The 16,588-nt window shown below is 50.4% G+C and carries 16 protein-coding genes and 1 pseudogene; 16 read left to right on the forward strand and 1 reads right to left on the reverse strand.

All coding sequences use genetic code 11. The features are described from left to right. Positions 1–47 precede the first annotated feature (47 nt). The 9 genes from C7E00_RS02375 (at position 48) to C7E00_RS02415 (ending at position 11,908) form a co-directional block, all read left to right on the forward strand. On the forward strand, positions 48–911 hold the full coding sequence (locus tag C7E00_RS02375; protein ID WP_239928516.1) for a YitT family protein: 864 nt from the start codon (positions 48–50) through the stop codon (positions 909–911). A gap of 64 nt (positions 912–975) precedes the next feature. Continuing rightward, positions 976–1,668: a cell division ATP-binding protein FtsE gene (gene ftsE, locus C7E00_RS02380; RefSeq protein WP_105302756.1), complete on the forward strand. Its 693-nt coding sequence runs from the start codon at positions 976–978 to the stop codon at positions 1,666–1,668. Continuing rightward, positions 1,658–2,566, forward strand: a complete 909-nt coding sequence (gene ftsX, locus C7E00_RS02385) for a permease-like cell division protein FtsX (protein ID WP_239928517.1) — start codon at positions 1,658–1,660, stop codon at positions 2,564–2,566. The genes ftsE and ftsX overlap by 11 nt, the downstream gene beginning before the upstream one ends. Beyond that, positions 2,566–4,008, forward strand: a complete 1,443-nt coding sequence (locus C7E00_RS02390) for a murein hydrolase activator EnvC family protein (RefSeq protein ID WP_105302757.1) — start codon at positions 2,566–2,568, stop codon at positions 4,006–4,008. The genes ftsX and C7E00_RS02390 overlap by 1 nt, the downstream gene beginning before the upstream one ends. A gap of 107 nt (positions 4,009–4,115) precedes the next feature. Further along, complete coding sequence (locus tag C7E00_RS02395; RefSeq protein ID WP_105302758.1) at positions 4,116–5,651, forward strand: S41 family peptidase; 1,536 nt, start codon at positions 4,116–4,118, stop codon at positions 5,649–5,651. After that, on the forward strand, positions 5,644–7,620 hold the full coding sequence (gene uvrB, locus C7E00_RS02400) for an excinuclease ABC subunit UvrB (RefSeq protein ID WP_105302759.1): 1,977 nt from the start codon (positions 5,644–5,646) through the stop codon (positions 7,618–7,620). The genes C7E00_RS02395 and uvrB overlap by 8 nt, the downstream gene beginning before the upstream one ends. Positions 7,621–7,783: 163 nt before the next feature. Continuing rightward, positions 7,784–9,619, forward strand: a complete 1,836-nt coding sequence (locus tag C7E00_RS02405; RefSeq protein ID WP_105302760.1) for a PASTA domain-containing protein — start codon at positions 7,784–7,786, stop codon at positions 9,617–9,619. 44 nt (positions 9,620–9,663) lie between these two features. Beyond that, positions 9,664–11,223: an ABC transporter permease gene (locus C7E00_RS02410; RefSeq protein ID WP_239928518.1), complete on the forward strand. Its 1,560-nt coding sequence runs from the start codon at positions 9,664–9,666 to the stop codon at positions 11,221–11,223. 10 nt (positions 11,224–11,233) lie between these two features. Continuing rightward, positions 11,234–11,908, forward strand: a complete 675-nt coding sequence (locus C7E00_RS02415) for an ABC transporter ATP-binding protein (protein WP_105302761.1) — start codon at positions 11,234–11,236, stop codon at positions 11,906–11,908. 81 nt (positions 11,909–11,989) lie between these two features. Here C7E00_RS02415 and C7E00_RS02420 read toward each other — a convergent pair whose 3' ends face one another. After that, positions 11,990–12,829, reverse strand: coding sequence for a patatin-like phospholipase family protein (locus C7E00_RS02420; RefSeq protein WP_105302762.1), 840 nt, complete (start codon positions 12,827–12,829; stop codon positions 11,990–11,992). A gap of 161 nt (positions 12,830–12,990) precedes the next feature. Here C7E00_RS02420 and C7E00_RS02425 point away from each other — a divergent pair, with 161 nt between their 5' ends. The 7 genes and pseudogenes from C7E00_RS02425 (at position 12,991) to rpsR (ending at position 16,460) form a co-directional block, all read left to right on the forward strand. Further along, positions 12,991–13,479 (forward strand): Lrp/AsnC family transcriptional regulator, encoded by a 489-nt coding sequence (locus tag C7E00_RS02425; RefSeq protein ID WP_105302763.1) that lies wholly within the window; start codon positions 12,991–12,993, stop codon positions 13,477–13,479. Then, positions 13,472–14,641 (forward strand): pyridoxal phosphate-dependent aminotransferase, encoded by a 1,170-nt coding sequence (locus C7E00_RS02430; RefSeq protein WP_105302764.1) that lies wholly within the window; start codon positions 13,472–13,474, stop codon positions 14,639–14,641. Before C7E00_RS02425 ends, C7E00_RS02430 begins: the two co-directional genes overlap by 8 nt. After that, positions 14,638–14,901: a DUF1653 domain-containing protein gene (locus C7E00_RS02435; protein ID WP_167836431.1), complete on the forward strand. Its 264-nt coding sequence runs from the start codon at positions 14,638–14,640 to the stop codon at positions 14,899–14,901. The genes C7E00_RS02430 and C7E00_RS02435 overlap by 4 nt, the downstream gene beginning before the upstream one ends. A gap of 147 nt (positions 14,902–15,048) precedes the next feature. Beyond that, positions 15,049–15,135 (forward strand): annotated as a pseudogene (locus C7E00_RS16725) (hypothetical protein); the annotation flags it as partial. A 216-nt stretch (positions 15,136–15,351) separates the two neighbouring features. Next, positions 15,352–15,675, forward strand: coding sequence for a 30S ribosomal protein S6 (rpsF, locus tag C7E00_RS02445; protein ID WP_105302765.1), 324 nt, complete (start codon positions 15,352–15,354; stop codon positions 15,673–15,675). Further along, positions 15,675–16,208 carry a single-stranded DNA-binding protein gene (gene ssb / locus C7E00_RS02450; RefSeq protein ID WP_105302766.1) on the forward strand — a complete coding sequence of 178 codons (534 nt, stop codon included), beginning with the start codon at positions 15,675–15,677 and terminating at the stop codon, positions 16,206–16,208. Before rpsF ends, ssb begins: the two co-directional genes overlap by 1 nt. A gap of 21 nt (positions 16,209–16,229) precedes the next feature. Next, the gene (gene rpsR / locus C7E00_RS02455; protein WP_105302767.1) at positions 16,230–16,460 is read left to right on the forward strand and encodes a 30S ribosomal protein S18; all 231 of its coding nucleotides are present in this window, start codon (positions 16,230–16,232) and stop codon (positions 16,458–16,460) included. Positions 16,461–16,588: the final 128 nt, after the last annotated feature.

Genomic DNA, 16,588 nt, shown 5'->3' on the forward strand with positions numbered 1-16,588 from the left:
TCCCGTATGATACCACAGTTTACATGCCCATGTTATAATCTGAAGTCGTGAAGAAGCCAGCTCGCAAGGAAATCAAGGATATCGTACTCGTCGTCGCAGGGACGTTTCTGCTGTGTCTTTCCGTGGAAATGTTCATCCTGCCTTTTGATATTCTTTCGGGAGGGGTTGCTGGTATTGCCGTTGCGGTGCAGCCGCTGACCCGGATGTCGCCGACTCTGATTGCCAATATTCTGACCTTGGTGCTTCTGGAAGTGGGATCCCTGACGCTGGGACGGGAGTTTTTTCTGAAGACGTTCCTTTCTTCCTTATGCTATCCGGTATTCAACAGCCTGCTCGCCAGAGTAGTTCCGATTCCGGAAATCGATCCGGTATTAGCTTCTTTCTACGCTGGCCTGCTTGGCGGCATCGGCGTCGGTCTGGTCATGCGGACCGGAGCAAGCACGGGCGGCATGGATGTGCCGCCGCTGATCGTGCATAAATTTACCGATATTCCGGTCAGCACGTTAGTATTGATTACGGATGGACTGACGGTACTGCTGGGCTGGTTCACGTATGGACTCAGTGCGGTTCTGATCGGTCTTGTTTCGGTATTTGCGACTTCGTGGGCAATCAACCGGGTCCTGAGCTATGGCGAAGGTACGGTTTCCAAATCTGTGCAGATCATCAGCGATCACTGGAAGGAAATTTCCCAGGCAATTTCGGATGAGCTGGAAAGAGGCTCGACGATCTTCAATGCCAAGGGGACATATCAGGGAGATGATCGGGTTGTGCTCCTATGCGTGGTTTCTCATCAGCAGTATTCCAAGCTGCTGGAGATTATCAATCAGTATGATAAGAAAGCGTTCGTGATCACGACGGATGCGACGGACATGCATGGAGAGGGATTCACGTATCCAAGTTTCCACCTGTGATTCTTTGCGCAGAGCATGGTCCTGCCTTATAATGAATTGACATCTTTCGACAGGAGGAGGACGGATGATCGAGTGCTCGCATGTCTACAAGAAATATAAAAACGGCGTAAATGCGCTTTATGATATCAATCTCAAAGTTGACCAGGGCGAATTCGTCTATATCATCGGACCGACTGGTTCCGGCAAGTCCACGCTGATCAAGTTGCTGGACGGAGAAGAAATTCCGACCAAAGGAACGGTCCGGGTGGTCGGCATCGATGTCGGAAAGCTCCGGCATTCGAAGGTTCCGATCTACCGACGCAATATCGGAGTCGTATTCCAGGACTTCAGATTATTGCCGACGAAGACGGTATTCGAGAATATTTCGTATGCCCTGGAAGTCATTAATATGGATAAGAGGCTGATCCGGCGCAGAGTGCGGTCAGTCATGAACCTGGTCGGACTGGATGACAAGGGAAACAGTTTCCCGCATGAGCTGTCCGGCGGCCAGCAGCAGCGTGTGGCGATTGCCCGGGCGATTGCAAACAGGCCGAAAGTGCTGATTGCGGATGAGCCGACCGGAAATCTGGATCCGGCGATGTCCGATGAAATCATGGGCTTGCTTGCCAAGATCAACCGGGAATACGGGACAACGATCTTGATGGTTACGCATGATCTCACGATCGTGAACAAGTATCGCAAGCGCACGGTTGTTCTGGAACATGGCCATATTGTCGCAGACCTTGCGGAAGGAGGGTATGTTCAGCATGATCAGTAGAATCTTCCGTCCGATCAAGGAAGGATTCCGCGGGGTTGGCAGACATGGAGCGATGTCTTTCTCTGCGGCTTCTGCGGTTACAATTACATTGGTGATCATCAGTCTGTTCATGCTGTTCACCGTGAATATGAATCAGCTGACTTCCGGACTGGAACAGTCGATTCAGATCTCGGTCATGGTGGACTATGACTATGAGTCTGCCGATCAGGAAGACCGGATCAGCCTGGCGATCCAGGATATTCCGGAAGTGACGAGCGTGACGTATTACACGAAGGATCAGGAATATCAGTATTATCAGGATAACTTCAGGGATGAGAAGACCAGGGAGATCATGACCCCGTTTGAAGGTGATGAGAATCCGTTCCATGATGCGTTCTATGTTGAGATCAGCGATGGCACGAAGCTCCAGGAAGTTGCGGATCAGATTTCTCAGATTGAAGGTGTCTCGGCCGTCAACTTCGGCGGCATGAGTGCGACCCAGCTAGTCAGCGTGCTGAGGACGATTCGCTATGGCGGACTGATTCTGGCATTAGCACTATCTATTCTGGCAATCTTCTTAATCCAGAATACGATCAAGCTCACGATTCTTGCCCGGGCGGATGAGATTGCGATCATGCGCAATGTCGGTGCAACGAATAACTTCATCCGTTCCCCGTTTGTGGTGGAAGGTATCATCATCGGAGCGCTTGGCTCGATTGTGCCGATGGTGCTGACGTATTACGGCTATCGGTATCTGTATCAGTTCACCGGGGGATATGTGATCACGCAGATGTTCTCGCTGATTCCGCCGGATAATCTGATCTGGCAGGTCAATGTGGCTCTGTTACTGATTGGTATGATTGTCGGTCTCATCGGTTCGTTCTTCTCCGTGACGAAGTATCTGAGGTGGAAGCGCTGATGAAGAAACTGTTCAGAATACTGCTTTCGGCATGGCTGGTGATGGATATGCCGCTGACAGTACTGGCAGAGGGGGAAGACAGCGGAGATCCGGATCATCCGTATTCGGATACGGAATACTGGGGAGATCTGTGCACGAGTTCCGGTTCTGAGCATCAGACGGCCTGCGCGGCATACCTGCAGTATCAGTCCGAACACAGCTCAGAGCTATCTGACCGGATCAAGGAGATTGAAAGTCAGCGGGCTGAGATTGCAGAGAATATTACGTATTATGCGTCGCTGGTTCAGGATTATCAGAATCAGGCAGATGCACTGAATGATGATATTGCCACGCTGAATAAGCAGATAGCGGATATGAATGGCCAGATTGCGGTCAAGGAAGCAGAGATCGAAAAGCTCGAAGCAGAAATTGAGGCTAATCAGGAAGAAATTGATCAGGCTGAAAGCAAGATCAAGGAGCGCATGGCGTATCAGCAGCAGACGATGCGCCTGAATCAGTATCTTGATGTGCTGATGGGCGCGAAGACGTTTGATGAGCTTGTCCGGATTGCCAATGGTCTCAGCGCAATCACGGAATATGACAATAAGACGATGGAAGACCTGGCCGACCAGATCGATCAGCTGAATACGGATAAGGCTCAGCTTGATTCTGATAAAGCGGATCTGGAGCAGCAGAAAGCAGATCTCGATGCGGCCAAGCAGGAAGTCGTGAATAAGCAGAACCAGATCCTGACATTGAAGTATCAGGCTCAGGTAGTTGAAGAAGAGTATCAGCAGCAGAGTGCTGATCTCGAAGCAGAGGGCAACCGGATTGCGGCAGATATCGAGGCAATCCGTGCGCAGATGGCAGAGATTTCCCAGGCCCTCAGCGAAGTGGCTGCTTCGGCTGGCTGGACGTATCCGGTTCCGGGTGTTTCGATCAATCCGAATGCCGGCACGTGGCACTATGCCAGCGGCGGTGTGCATTTAGGTGCGGACTTCTCAGGGGCACTTGGTTCTTCGGTTGTGGCAGTCGGCAATGGCGTCGTGATCAACAGCGCAAATGGCTGCGGATACGGCAATCTCGGCAATGGATGCGGATCGCAATACGGCGGCAGCTGGGGCGGCGGCAACCAGGTTTATCTATTGACGAAGGTCAATGGTAATCTGTATGCGATCAAGTATCTGCATCTCCTGGCGGGTTCTCCGCTTGCCAAGGGAACCATTGTCACAGCTGGTCAGCAGATCGGTCTGCTTGGTTCTTCGGGCAACAGCACGGGACCGCATTGCCATATTGAAGTGTTCTATCTTGGCAGCGCAGATCAGTTTGCAAGCTATGCGCAGAACTGGAATGGCGATCTGGCCTTCGGCTGCGGCTGGGGTACAGCGGCGCTCAACCGTCTATGTGAGAACGGAGTCGGCGCACCATGCCGCGTGAAGCCGGAATCGGTGTTCGGCGGATAAATTCATCAGGGTACCGGGAATTCCGGTACTTTGTTTTTCGGGATCGTTCATTCTTCTTTTCTCCGTCCGAGGGGAAAGTATAGAATAGGAACAGTGTGAGGAACGTCATGGGAGAAGAAAAGAACGAGAAAGAGCCTGAGATCATGCACTTATCGACGGAGAAACATCCGAAGAATGATCAGGCAGAAAATAAGAAACTGAAGAAGCAGAATAAGACATTGAAGACATGGCTTCTGGTGCTTTCGATTGCAGTGTTCCTGATCGGGTGGCTGCTTGGCAGTCTGATTCCGCTGCCCAATACGACTGGCCTGAGATCGCTTCTTTCCACGGCTGGGAAGGCAGATTCTTCAGAGAAGATCAATGTGGTCATGAACCTGATGGAGAACAGCTGGTTCTTTGCGGATTCAATTGAGGATCTGGATACGAGACTCACGGATCAGGCATTGAAGGGCATCACGACCAATGACGAGGATCTGCATACGGAATACATGTCTGCAGATGAAATCACGCAGTTCACGCAGTCGATCAACCGGAACTTTGTCGGGATCGGTGTGCAGTTCACCAACAGCAACGGCATTCCGCTGGTCACAAAGGTCATCCGCAATTCTCCGGCAGAATCAGCTGGCGTGCAGGCGGGAGATATCATCTATTCCGTGGATGGCACGAAAGTGGAAGGCATGACTTCCGATGAGATTGTCGCCCTGGTGCAGGGCGAAGAGAATACCAAGGTCACGATGGTATTCAAGCGCGGGGATGATCTGGTCACGATGGAGATCACCCGGGCAGAGGTTTCCAATACGATAGATGGAAAGATCACGGATGAGGGATATGGCTATCTGCAGATTCTGCAGTTCGGGGAAGGAACTGCGGATGAACTGAAGTCCTATCTCGATGAGTTTGAAGAGAATAGCGTGACCAGCCTGATCATTGACTTAAGAGATGACGGGGGCGGATATCTCGATGCCCTGAAAGGGGTTCTGAGCTATTTTCTGCCGGAGAATACGCTGATCCTGCAGCGGGAGTATTCGGATGGCACGGTGGTCAAGACGTATACGGATCAGGGTCAGTACACGTCCTTCGGTCCGATTGTACTGTTAGTGAATGGCAATACGGCATCAGCTGCTGAAGCATTCACGCTGGCCATGAAGGAACAAAGAGATGATGTGACCATTGTCGGCGAGACGACCTATGGCAAAGGCACTGTGCAGATCACGAAGTATTTCGATGATGGCAGCGCTTTGAAATATACGGATTCGAAATGGATGTCTCCAGAGGGAGTCTGGGTCAATGGCACCGGCATCGCTCCGGATGAGGAAGTGAAGCTTCCGGAGGTGCTGTATACGAGCTATACGGCAATGGATGAAGGCGATTCGTATGCGCTGGATTCGGTTTCTGATTATACGAAGGAAGCACAGATGCTGCTGCAGTATCTTGGATACGATGTCGATCGGACGGATGGGTATTTTGATGAATCGACGCAGAATGCGATTCTGAAGTATCAGCAGGATCAGGACATGGAAGAAACCGGTGTTCTGAACAAGGATCTTTATGAAGGACTGATTTCCGCAGTCGTGCTGGACTGGCAGACGAATGAAGACCATGATCCGCAGCTGGCAAGGGCAAAGGAGATTCTCAATGGCTGATCAGTTTGAACTCGTATCGCCTTTCAAGCCGACTGGAGATCAGCCGCAGGCAATTGATCGGCTGGTCGAGGGGCTGAAAGAAGGAAAGAAAGAACAGGTGCTGGAAGGTGCTACCGGAACCGGCAAGACCTTCACGATGGCAAATGTGATTGCCAGAGTCAATCGTCCGACTCTGGTCTTTTCCCATAACAAGACCCTGGCAGGACAGCTGTACAGCGAGTTCAAGGAACTGTTTCCGCATAACCGGGTTGAATACTTTGTCTCCAACTTCGATTACTATCAGCCGGAGGCCTATATGCCGAAGACCGATATGTATATCGAGAAGACTGCGGCAATCAATGAAGAACTTGATATGTTCCGCGAGTCTGCGCTGAACTCCCTGCTCGAGCGCAGAGATACGATCGTCGTGGCATCGGTTGCCTGCATCTATGCAGCATCGGATCCGAAGCAGTACAAGGATATGTTCTTCACGATCCGGGTCGGAGAGACTTATGATCGCAATACCCTGCTGCGCAAGTTCATCAATCTGCAGTACCGCCGCAATGATCAGGACCAGCTGCGCGGAACCTTGCGGGTCAGGGGAGATGTCATTGAGGTCACGCCGAGCTATACGGATCAGTTCAATATCCGCATCGAGATGTTCGGAGATGAGATTGACCGGATTGCCGAAGTAGACCCGGTCACGGGTCATACCCAGCAGGCTTATCAGTTCTACAATATCTTCCCGGCTTCGGGCTATGCGCGCTCCAAGGAGACGATGGAGCGGGCCTGCAATGATATTGAGGCAGAGCTGGAAGAACGGCTGAAGTACTTCAAGTCAGAAGGCAAGCTTCTGGAAGCAGAGCGTCTGGAGCAAAGAACGAGATTTGATCTGGAAGCACTGCGAGAGAATGGATACTGCTCCGGCATTGAGAACTATTCGATGCATATTGATGGCAGAGTTCCTGGCCAGCGGCCATGGAATCTGTTTGATTATTTTCCGAAAGACTTCCTGCTGTTCGTGGATGAGTCGCATGTGTCTCTGCCGCAGGTACGGGGCATGTACAATGGCGATCATCAGCGCAAGCAGGTACTGGTCGATTATGGGTTCCGGCTTCCTTCGGCTCTGGAAAACAGGCCGATGAAGTTTGATGAATGGGAGTCCATGATCAATCAGGTGATTTACTGCAGTGCTACGCCTGGTGATTATGAACTGGATCATGTGAATCATGAAGTGGTGGAGCAGATCATCCGTCCGACTGGACTGCTGGATCCGAAGATCACCGTCAAGCCGACCAGGGGACAGGTGGATGATATCTGCGATCAGATTGATGCGCGCATTGCCCGCAATGAGCGTGTGCTCATCACGACATTGACTGTTCGGATGGCAGAAGACCTGACGCAGTATCTGAAAGATCGTTCCTATAAGGTTGCGTATCTCCACCATGAGACCAAGACGCTGGAGCGTTCGGAAGTGATCAGAAATCTCAGACTTGGAAAGATCGATGTGATTGTCGGCATCAACCTGTTAAGAGAGGGTCTTGATATTCCGGAAGTATCGCTGGTCTGCATTCTCGATGCGGACAAGGAAGGCTTCCTGCGTTCGGAGCGTTCCTTGATTCAGACGATCGGCCGGGCAGCCCGCAATGCGAATGGCGAAGTCATCATGTACGGGGATGTCATGACCGATTCCATGAAACATGCGATTGATGAAACAAACCGCAGACGTGCCATCCAGGAAGCGTATAACAAAGAACATGGCATCACCCCTAAGACGGTCATCAAGCCGGTCGAGGAAGCAATCCGCGGCAAGGAAACCAAGGAGATGGCCGCAAAGTATCTGAAAAAGAAGAACAAGCTCGGAAAGAAGGACAAGGAATCTCTGATTGCTGATATGGAAGCAGAGATGAAAGAAGCAGCTAAGTCTCTCGACTTTGAACGGGCAGCGGAGCTGCGCGATATGATTTTCGAGCTGAAAGCAGAAGATTGAGCAATTGCTTTCTTAAATTTCATTTAAGATCCATCAGCTGAATTCCATGAAAAGCGCATGGTTATGCGCTTTTCTGAAGAATTCAGCTTTTCTTTCCTGACTTGGTTCGGTTGCGGCAGAATCGTCCGTATTTTAAAATGAAGCAGATACGGGGGAAGTGCGCATGGCAGAGAAAAAGGATTTCATGGCTGAGCTTGCCAAGGAAGTAGACGCAAAGAAGCATGGCCGGGATGTGAAAATAGATACGGTTGATGATTTTGTCCCGAAAAAGCGTCCCGTCAGAGAAACTGAATATGACCGGGAAGAAGATTATACGGCACCAGTGAAAAAGAAGCCGGAAACCGATCTGGATGAGATGGTCCGGATGGAAGAACCGAAGAAGCTGAAGACGTTTTCGGATGAGCTGAAAGACAATTCCGACTTTGATGAAAAAGAAGCGTATGGAGATCCGGATTCCCCGGATTCGTTTGCAGAAGAAGAACGGGTGAAGATTGAGAAGCCGAAGCGGCATTTGTCAGCAGGAGGAAAGATTCTGATTGCGGCAGCTGCAGCGGCTGCGGCTTTCCTGATCTACTGGTTCGGATTTGCTCCGCATATCGTGATGCAGGACTTTGTCGGAAAGGATCTCAATTCTGTCTCTGCCTGGGCAAAGCAGAATAAGATGGATGCCGGCGTGGTCGCAACGGCTACGCCCGAATACAGCATGGAGATCGATAAGGACCTGATTCTTTCGCAGAGTGTTTCTGCCGGGACAAAGATCAGGAAGGATACCCCGGTGACCTTCACGCTCTCGCTTGGACCGGATCCGGATGAGGCTGTTGCGTTTCCGGATATCAGGAATATGACTCAGAGCGAGATCACGGACTGGATCAATGAAAATAAGCTTCTGAAGACCAAGGTTACCACACAGTACAGCACGACAGTGGAAAGCGGTGCAGTGATTTCCTATGATCTGAAGAATGCGGATGAATCTTCCTTTACCAGGGGGACGACCCTGAATATCATCTGTTCCAAAGGTGCTGCGCCGGCTGGACAGGTTACGGTCGAGAGCTGGGTGAATAAGGAATTCGCAGGAGCGAACGGCTGGGCTGCGTCCAAGAAGCTTACCGTCAACAAGCAGGAGACTTATTCTGACAAGGTGGATTCCGGATTAGTCATTTCCCAGTCCCCGGAGGCTGGTCAGTCCCTGGAAGAAGGCGGGACGATCACCTTTGTGGTTTCCAAAGGCAAAGGTGTGACCGTTCCGAATCTGGTGGGCTATACGAAGGAACAGCTTGATGCATGGACTGCGGATAAGAACAATGATGTCACGGTAGTCACCAAGTCTATCTATAATGATGCGCCCGCAGGTTCTGTCATCTCCCAGTCCATCGATGCCGGTTCTGTCGTAGACAGCGGCACGGTTCTGGAACTGACGGTGTCTCTGTATCTTCCGATCCTGCAGACTAACAGCCGCCAGTGGCTTGGCAAGGATTATCTGGAACTTAAAGCATGGGTAGATGATGTGAATTCCAAAGGAGCGAACATCCAGGCTGGCGAATATGGTGCAGATTATCAGCCGACGACCAGCGATGAATATCCGACGCCGGGCCAGATCACAAAGTATTCCTGCAGCTATGGAACAAGTGATGCCGGCAATGGCTGCGATCGTCCGCTGTCTCTGAATGCACGCATAGCATATCAGGTTTCGACTGGACCGAAGACCGCTGCCACGTCGACGGCAGAACCGACGACTGCTCCGAGCAGCTATGCGCTGAGCACTTCGGATCTCGCGGATCTTGGAAAGATTACGGATTTCTGCAACAACAATAATATGAACTGTACGTATACCGCATCTGACGCCGAAAATGATCCGATGGTCAAAGTGTCGGTTAACGGAAAAGAGTATCAGACCGGCGACTCGTTCTCTGAAGTTGTTCAGAAAGGAGCGGAGATCAGCGTTACTTATAATTCCCGGAAAGCGACATCGGCAGCTTCTCCGACGGCAGGAACTGATTGAGAACAGAATCAGATCAAGATAGAAATGAAGGGAGGGTCTGAACTTTGAATGCTCTGAAACGCGCCTGGGCTTATGTAAGACGCAAGCCAACCAAAACCATACTTCTGATGATCACGTTCTTCCTGATCGGGAATCTGGTGATTCTCGGCCTTGGCATTTCTGAAGCGGCTGAAAATGCGAAGATCCTTACCAGGAAGTCCATGCGGGCGGTCGTGAGCTATGAAGTGGATTACAACTCGTATTACAACTACGTGAATACTCTGACGGATGAAGATGAGATCAATCAGGCTTATCAGAATTCACCGACCATTGACGCTTCACTTGCTCAGGAACTGTCCAGGGATGAACGGGTCATTGCGTTCAACTACATGGTCAATACAACTGCCTACAGCGTCGGATTTGACAATGTGCCGGTCGGCAATGAGGAGAACCGGGGAACTTCTACGTATACCGATGAGAATGGCAATACGGTAGAGTACCGGGATCCGAATATCATGATCTATGCGAACATGTATCCGAATATGATTGAATTTGCGGAAGGAACCTTCAATGTGGTTTCCGGAAACATGTTCACGCAGAGCGATATCGATGACGCAAAGAATGTTGTCCTGATCACGCAGGAACTTGCCGATCAGAATAATCTGAAGGTCGGCGATACCATCACCCTGACGACTCTGGATACCTATTCCCAGCAGGATTATCTCAATGGCGGTGCGACTGCAGATGAGCTGAACCTCGAACTGGAAATCTGCGGCATCTACACGACCAAGAACGATGTGGATCCGAGCTCAGAGAATTATAAATGGATGTCCCCCTATGAATCGCCGAAGAATATCGTGCTCATGCCGATGACATCTTATGCAGAATACATGAAGAAGCAGATCGAGGTTGCGGTTAAGGTTCATCCGGAATATTACGAGGGAGTGAACCTGGAAGATATCGAAGCGGCAGTGAGTGTTCCGACCAAGGTTGTGTATCTGCTCGATGATCCGCTCCATGTCGACCAGTTCGTGGCAGATCATAGCAGCAGCCTGGCACCTTATACGATTCTCAATGCGAACAATGAGACCTTCAAGAAGATGGCCAGACCCCTTGATACGCTGAGCTTCTTTGCCAATATCGTGGTCTGGATCGTGGTCGTCAATGCGGTAGTGATCATTTCTCTGGTTACTGCGCTGACGCTCAAGACCAGAGAATACGAGATCGGTGTACTGCTTTCGATCGGCGTGTCCAAGGCAAAAATCGTGCTGCAGCTGTTTGCGGAGCTGTTCGTGATTGCAGTCATCGGATTCGGACTTGCTTCGATATCCGGTTCTCTGCTTGCCGGCAAGGTTGGCGAGACTGTGCTGAATTATCAGACAGCTTCGGATGCCCAGTATGAGACGGATGACAATGATGGCGGCTATTACTTCAGCGACAGCACCGATTATTTCACGGAGGTGACGCAGGAAGATCTGCTTTCTCAGTACCATGTGTCTGTTTCGCCGCTGCTGATCGGGAAGATCTATCTGCTCGGAACGGGAGTCGTGCTGATTGCAATCATTATTCCTTCCTTCATGATCATGCGTCTGAATCCGAAGCAGATTCTTCTGGAGCAGAACTGAGGAGGACACTATGGGAACGATACTGAAACTGGAAGATCTCTGCTATGGCTATATTGACGGCGGCTACAAGCGCGAGATCCTGAAGCATCTCTCCTACAGCTTTGAAGAAGGAACGTTCTATACGATCCTGGGCCCTTCCGGATCAGGCAAGACGACCTTGCTGTCGATCATGGCAGGCCTGGATAAGCAGGAAAGCGGACATGTTTATTATCAGGAGGAAGATATCGATCAGATGGGGCTGTATAAATACCGCCGCAACAAGATCGGGGTGGTCTTCCAGTCTTATAACCTGATCACCTATCTCACCGGCCTGGAGAATATCCTGGTGGCGATGACGGAAACGGACAATGATATTCCTGGGAACCATAAGGACATGGCATATGCGCTGCTGAATATGGTGGGCATTGCCAATACGAAGGCAGATCGGCTTGTCACGCATCTTTCCGGCGGAGAACAGCAGAGAATTGCGATTGCCAGAGCAATTGCCGGAAACGTTGATCTGATCTTCGCGGATGAGCCGACTGGCAATCTGGATACTGAGACGGAGCAGGAGATCATCAAGCTGTTCCAGATGCTGAGCGAGAAGTTCGGCAAGACCATCATTGCCGTTACACACTCGAATGAAGTCTCCAAGCTCAGCGATCACCGAGTGCTGCTGAAGAACGGTGTGCTGCAGGATCTGTAAACCGAAAAGAAGCCTTGTGTCCTGAATGGAGGATTCTCCATCTGGATGCAAAGCTTCTTTTTCGATCAGAATATCCGGGATTCAGAGATTCAGAAATGAGGGGATCTTTTCTGCTTCCTTCTGCCCTTTGTGATAGAGATCAATGATCTTCTGCCGGTCTTTGGTCAGCGTGTCCATGCCTTCAATGCTGTCCGGAGCAAGGATCAGAATTTTCCCCTGCCGTTCGAGACTGATTGCTTCATCCAGCTCACGGTTGTAAGTCTCTGCCCGTTTCTTCAGCGCTTCAGCAGCCATCGGCCATTTCTTCAAGAACCATGCGAACTTCTGATCCTTTGAGGAATTGCGGTAATAGTGCCGCGGTCTTGTGAGGATGACGATGACCTTCTCGCAGCCGGCATCGAATGCCTTCTGAAATGGAATGGGGTCAGAGAGTCCCCCATCGAAATAGATACCGCCTTTCCATGCATAAGGCTTGGAAGCAACCGGTACGCAGCTGCTGGCTTTGATTGCGCCATAGTCATCCTGCACCATATCATGAGAATCAAAGTATACTGGCTTGCCTGTTACAGCGTCTGTCGCAACGATGCGGAAAGTTCTGCCGCTTTTCATGATCTGTTCGAAGTTCAGCGGGTTTTCGCCCCCTGAATTCGTCAGCGCATCCCCATAGATATATTCCAGATCAATATAGTTTCCTTTGGTGATCATGTTGCGGAAGCTCATGTAGTCTTTCCGGAAACTGTAATTGGTGTAGAACTGATAGTTCCTTCCCTTCTGACCTGCCAGGAAAGATGCTTCATTTGCGCTGCCGGCAGAAACACCGATGAGATAATCAAATGTGACTCCATGATCCAGGCACCAGTCAAAGATGCCTGCTCCGAAGATTCCGCGTTCTCCGCCTCCTACGTCCACGATTCCGTTCATGAAAATGTCCCCTCTTTACGCAAGGATTCTATCATCTGGAAGAAGATCATGAAAACTTCATTCGAGGCAATCTGTATAGACTTCCTGGCAGTTCAATTCTCCTGTTTCTTTCAGGAACAGGGATGCTAGAATAAAGGCATTATCCGGATGGAGGGTTTATTATGGATGAACTGGCAATGCTGCACCTGCTTGAAAATGACCCGCAGATTTCAGCTGAAGATCTGGCAGATGCACTGAATGAGAAGGAAGCGGATGTCCTGCGTGCAAAAGAGCGGCTGGAAAAGGACAAAGTAATCTGCGGCTATCATACGGTGATCAACTGGGACAAGACCAATGATGAGCGCTGCAGCGCGGTCATTGAAGTCAGCGCGAAGCCGGAACGTGACGTAGGCTACGATGCCATTGCAGAGCGTATCGCTCGCTTTGATGAGGTGACCAGTCTGTATCTCATGAGCGGGAAGTCGGAATTCCTGGTGACGATTGAAGGCAAGACGATGCGGGAGATCGGCGATTTCGTCGGGCAGAAACTGGCGCCGATTGAAGGCGTCACTTCCACTGTGACCTGCTTCATGCTGAAAAAATACAAAGTAGAAGGCATGATGCTGGAAGAAGAGCCGCTGAAGGATGAAAGGCAGATTGTCCATGAGTGAAAGCTATCTGAGCGATCGCGTCAAAGACATGCCGGAATCTCTGCTCTGGAAATTCTTTTCCCTGGCAAGGCAGACTCCGGGTGTCATTTCGCTGTCAGTCGGCGAACCGGATTTTCCGACGCCCTGGCATATCAGCGAAGAAGGAATCTATGCCATTGAAAAGGGACGTACGTATTACCCGCCTTCCAAGGGCCTGGAGCAGTTAAGAAAAGGAGTTCCGGAATACTACCGCAGAAGATTCGGCGTTGAAGGCTATGAAACCGAGAATGTTCTGGTGACATGCGGTGCTTCGGAAGCGATTGATCTGGCTTGCCGCTGTGTGCTGAATCCAGGCGATGAGTGCATCGTTCTGGATCCTGGCTATATTGCATATGAGCCTGCAGTTCTTCTGGCTGGGGCTGTTCCGGTCTATCTGAAGCTGAAGGAGAGCGAAGGCTTCAAGGTTACTCCGGAGGCACTGGAAGCCTGCATCACCGATAAGACGAAGATGATCATCCTGAACTATCCGTGCAATCCGACCGGCGGAATCATGGAGAAAACGGACTATGAGAAGATCATCCCGATTCTGAAGAAGCATCATATCTATACGCTGAATGATGAGATCTATCTGGAACTGACCTATGGCGGCGAGCGGTATTCCATGGCAAGATTTGAAGACATGCGTGATCAGATGATGATCGTCTCAGGGTTCTCCAAGGCATATTCCATGACCGGATGGAGACTTGGCTATGTGCTGGCCAGCAAAGAGATGATCAATGCCATGACGACCATCCATCAGTACACGACAATGGGTCCGGCTACGCCGGCTCAGTTTGCGGCAATCGAAGCAATCTCAAAGCGCTCTGACCGAGATATCGACATGCATTGTGAGTCGTTCAAAGCCAGAAGAAACTTCCTGGTCAGCCAGCTGAATAAGATGGGCCTTCATACCCCGATGCCGGAAGGTGCATTCTATGTGTTTGCTAACATCACGCCGACCGGGCTTTCCAGCTATGACTTCTGCGTACGCCTGCTGCAGGAAGAAAAGGTGTGCGTGATTCCAGGTAATGCGTTCGGTCCGAGCGGTGAGGGGTTTGTCCGGATTTCCTATGCATACAGCCTGGAAGAACTGAAATCGGCCTGTGCCCATATCCAGAATTTCCTGAAGCAGTTCGGCTTATGAGTGAACGTTCATTTGTTCCGGGAGAGATCGTGAAGCATTTCAAGCGGGAACTCCATCCGGAAGGATCAACTTATCTGTACCGGATCATGGGCGTTGCAGAGCAGACAGAAACCGGAGAACAGCTGATGGTCTACCAGGCCCTTTACGGAGACTGCAGGCTTTATGCAAGGCCCCTTGAGATGTTTCTGAGCGAAGTAGATCATGAGAAATATCCGGAGATTGTCCAGAAGTACCGGTTTGAGAAATTTACCGGCAGATAAGGATGGAGAGCTGGATAGACGCAGAAAGGCATTTACAAGTAACCGACCAGAAAGCCTAAGTGCTTCAGCCTTGGGATGAGAGCCGGAACATGTGCAGCAGAAACACTCTTTCTACTGCGTATCATATAATAGGGAGGATACAAGTTCAGATTAGAACCGAATGAAACACAGAAGAAGCAGATTCAGGAAACACTTGATTCTGCTTGTTTTGTGTTTGAAAGTAAATGGTGCTAATTTTGAAAGACGGGCGATTTCATCTGACTCCATCAGGGAAAATGTGCAGGCTTGCCGCGGATCATGCTTACTCCATCATTGAGAGCGTAAAATCGCAGATGCAGGAAAATTAAGATTGCAGAAGTTCCTTGAACCTGTTATGATTCTCTCCGTGAGTTAGATTTTTTAATCTGCTCCTTGCCTGTATAGGCCATTAGTCCAGAAGGAGGTGCTAGAATGAGCAAGTACGAAGTCATGTACATCATCAATGCGGGTGTCGAGGACGACAAGCGCGCTGCTCTCATCGAAAGCCTTAACGGAATTATCACCAGAGAAGGTGGCAAGGTCGTTAATGTCAACGAATGGGGCATGCGGGATTTCGCCTACCGTATTGACGATATGACCAAAGGTTACTACGTCGTAGTGAACTTTGAGGCAGACAATGCCGGCGTCAAGGAATTTGATCGTCTGATGCGTATCAATCCGAACGTTGTGCGTTTCCTGATCGTCAACATGGATGAAGTAAAAGAAAACAAACCTGCTGCCAAGGAGGCTAAGTAATGGCCGGCAGCATCAACAGTGTCGTTCTGGTCGGAAGACTGACCAGAGATGCAGAAGTGCGCAAGACCCAGTCAGGTCTTTCTGTCGCTACGTTCACGGTTGCCTGCGATCGCAGGTTCTCTTCCCAGAATGGGAATCAGAGCCAGAATGGTCAGCAGCCGTCAGCTGATTTCATCAGCTGCGTGGCATGGAGACAGCAGGCTGATTTCCTGGGAAGCTATGCTCACAAGGGCTCGCTCGTAGGAGTCCAGGGTTCTATTCAGACGCGGAATTACACCGCTCAGGATGGAAGAAAGGTATACGTCACAGAAGTAATCTGCGATCGTGTGCAGCTCCTGGAATCAAAGAATGCAAGCCAGTCCAGAAGTGATACCGGCAGCTACGGATACGGAAACTACGGCAACGAGCCGCAGGATCCGTACGCTGGCGGGATGAACCATGGATCTGCCGATACTGGTGCGCAGCCGTCCGCTTCGGATGGCTTCAACACAGGTCCGAGTCTCGATATCTCGAGCGACGATCTGCCTTTCTGAAAAAAAGAAGGAGAGTAAACCATGGCATTCAAGAAACAGAGAATGGGTGGCCGCAAGGTATGCTATTTCACCAAGAATAACATCACCTATATCGACTATAAGGATGTTGAGCTGCTGAAGAAGTTCGTTTCCGCCAACGGCAAGATCATTCCGCGCCGTGTCACGGGAACCAGCGCTAAGTACCAGCGTCAGCTTGCTGTCGCTGTAAAGCGTGCTCGTCAGATGGCTCTGCTGCCATACGTCGGAGACTGACCAATCAATCGCCAGGCCTGAGTAAGGTCTGGTTTTTTTGTGCGTTCAGCAGCAGATTCTCATGAAAAGTATAGATTTACATTCGTAGACCTTGACGGGCGGAAGAAAACTGATTACTCTGAAGATGG

This window comes from Anaerolactibacter massiliensis (genome assembly GCF_900290205.1).
Taxonomy (GTDB): Bacteria; Bacillota_I; Bacilli_A; order Erysipelotrichales; family Erysipelotrichaceae; genus Bulleidia; species Bulleidia intestinalis.

Excerpts from the sequence above, each read along its gene's own strand:
- ftsE (WP_105302756.1), top strand. The coding sequence starts at position 976 with ATGATCGAGTGCTCGCATGTCTACAAGAAATATAAAAACGGCGTAAAT.
- ftsX (WP_239928517.1), top strand. The coding sequence starts at position 1,658 with ATGATCAGTAGAATCTTCCGTCCGATCAAGGAAGGATTCCGCGGGGTT.
- C7E00_RS02390 (WP_105302757.1), top strand. The coding sequence starts at position 2,566 with ATGAAGAAACTGTTCAGAATACTGCTTTCGGCATGGCTGGTGATGGAT.
- C7E00_RS02395 (WP_105302758.1), top strand. The coding sequence starts at position 4,116 with ATGGGAGAAGAAAAGAACGAGAAAGAGCCTGAGATCATGCACTTATCG.
- uvrB (WP_105302759.1), top strand. The coding sequence starts at position 5,644 with ATGGCTGATCAGTTTGAACTCGTATCGCCTTTCAAGCCGACTGGAGAT.
- C7E00_RS02405 (WP_105302760.1), top strand. The coding sequence starts at position 7,784 with ATGGCAGAGAAAAAGGATTTCATGGCTGAGCTTGCCAAGGAAGTAGAC.
- C7E00_RS02415 (WP_105302761.1), top strand. The coding sequence starts at position 11,234 with ATGGGAACGATACTGAAACTGGAAGATCTCTGCTATGGCTATATTGAC.
- C7E00_RS02420 (WP_105302762.1), bottom strand. The coding sequence starts at position 12,829 with ATGAACGGAATCGTGGACGTAGGAGGCGGAGAACGCGGAATCTTCGGA.
- C7E00_RS02425 (WP_105302763.1), top strand. The coding sequence starts at position 12,991 with ATGGATGAACTGGCAATGCTGCACCTGCTTGAAAATGACCCGCAGATT.
- C7E00_RS02430 (WP_105302764.1), top strand. The coding sequence starts at position 13,472 with ATGAGTGAAAGCTATCTGAGCGATCGCGTCAAAGACATGCCGGAATCT.
- C7E00_RS02435 (WP_167836431.1), top strand. The coding sequence starts at position 14,638 with ATGAGTGAACGTTCATTTGTTCCGGGAGAGATCGTGAAGCATTTCAAG.
- rpsF (WP_105302765.1), top strand. The coding sequence starts at position 15,352 with ATGAGCAAGTACGAAGTCATGTACATCATCAATGCGGGTGTCGAGGAC.
- ssb (WP_105302766.1), top strand. The coding sequence starts at position 15,675 with ATGGCCGGCAGCATCAACAGTGTCGTTCTGGTCGGAAGACTGACCAGA.
- rpsR (WP_105302767.1), top strand. The coding sequence starts at position 16,230 with ATGGCATTCAAGAAACAGAGAATGGGTGGCCGCAAGGTATGCTATTTC.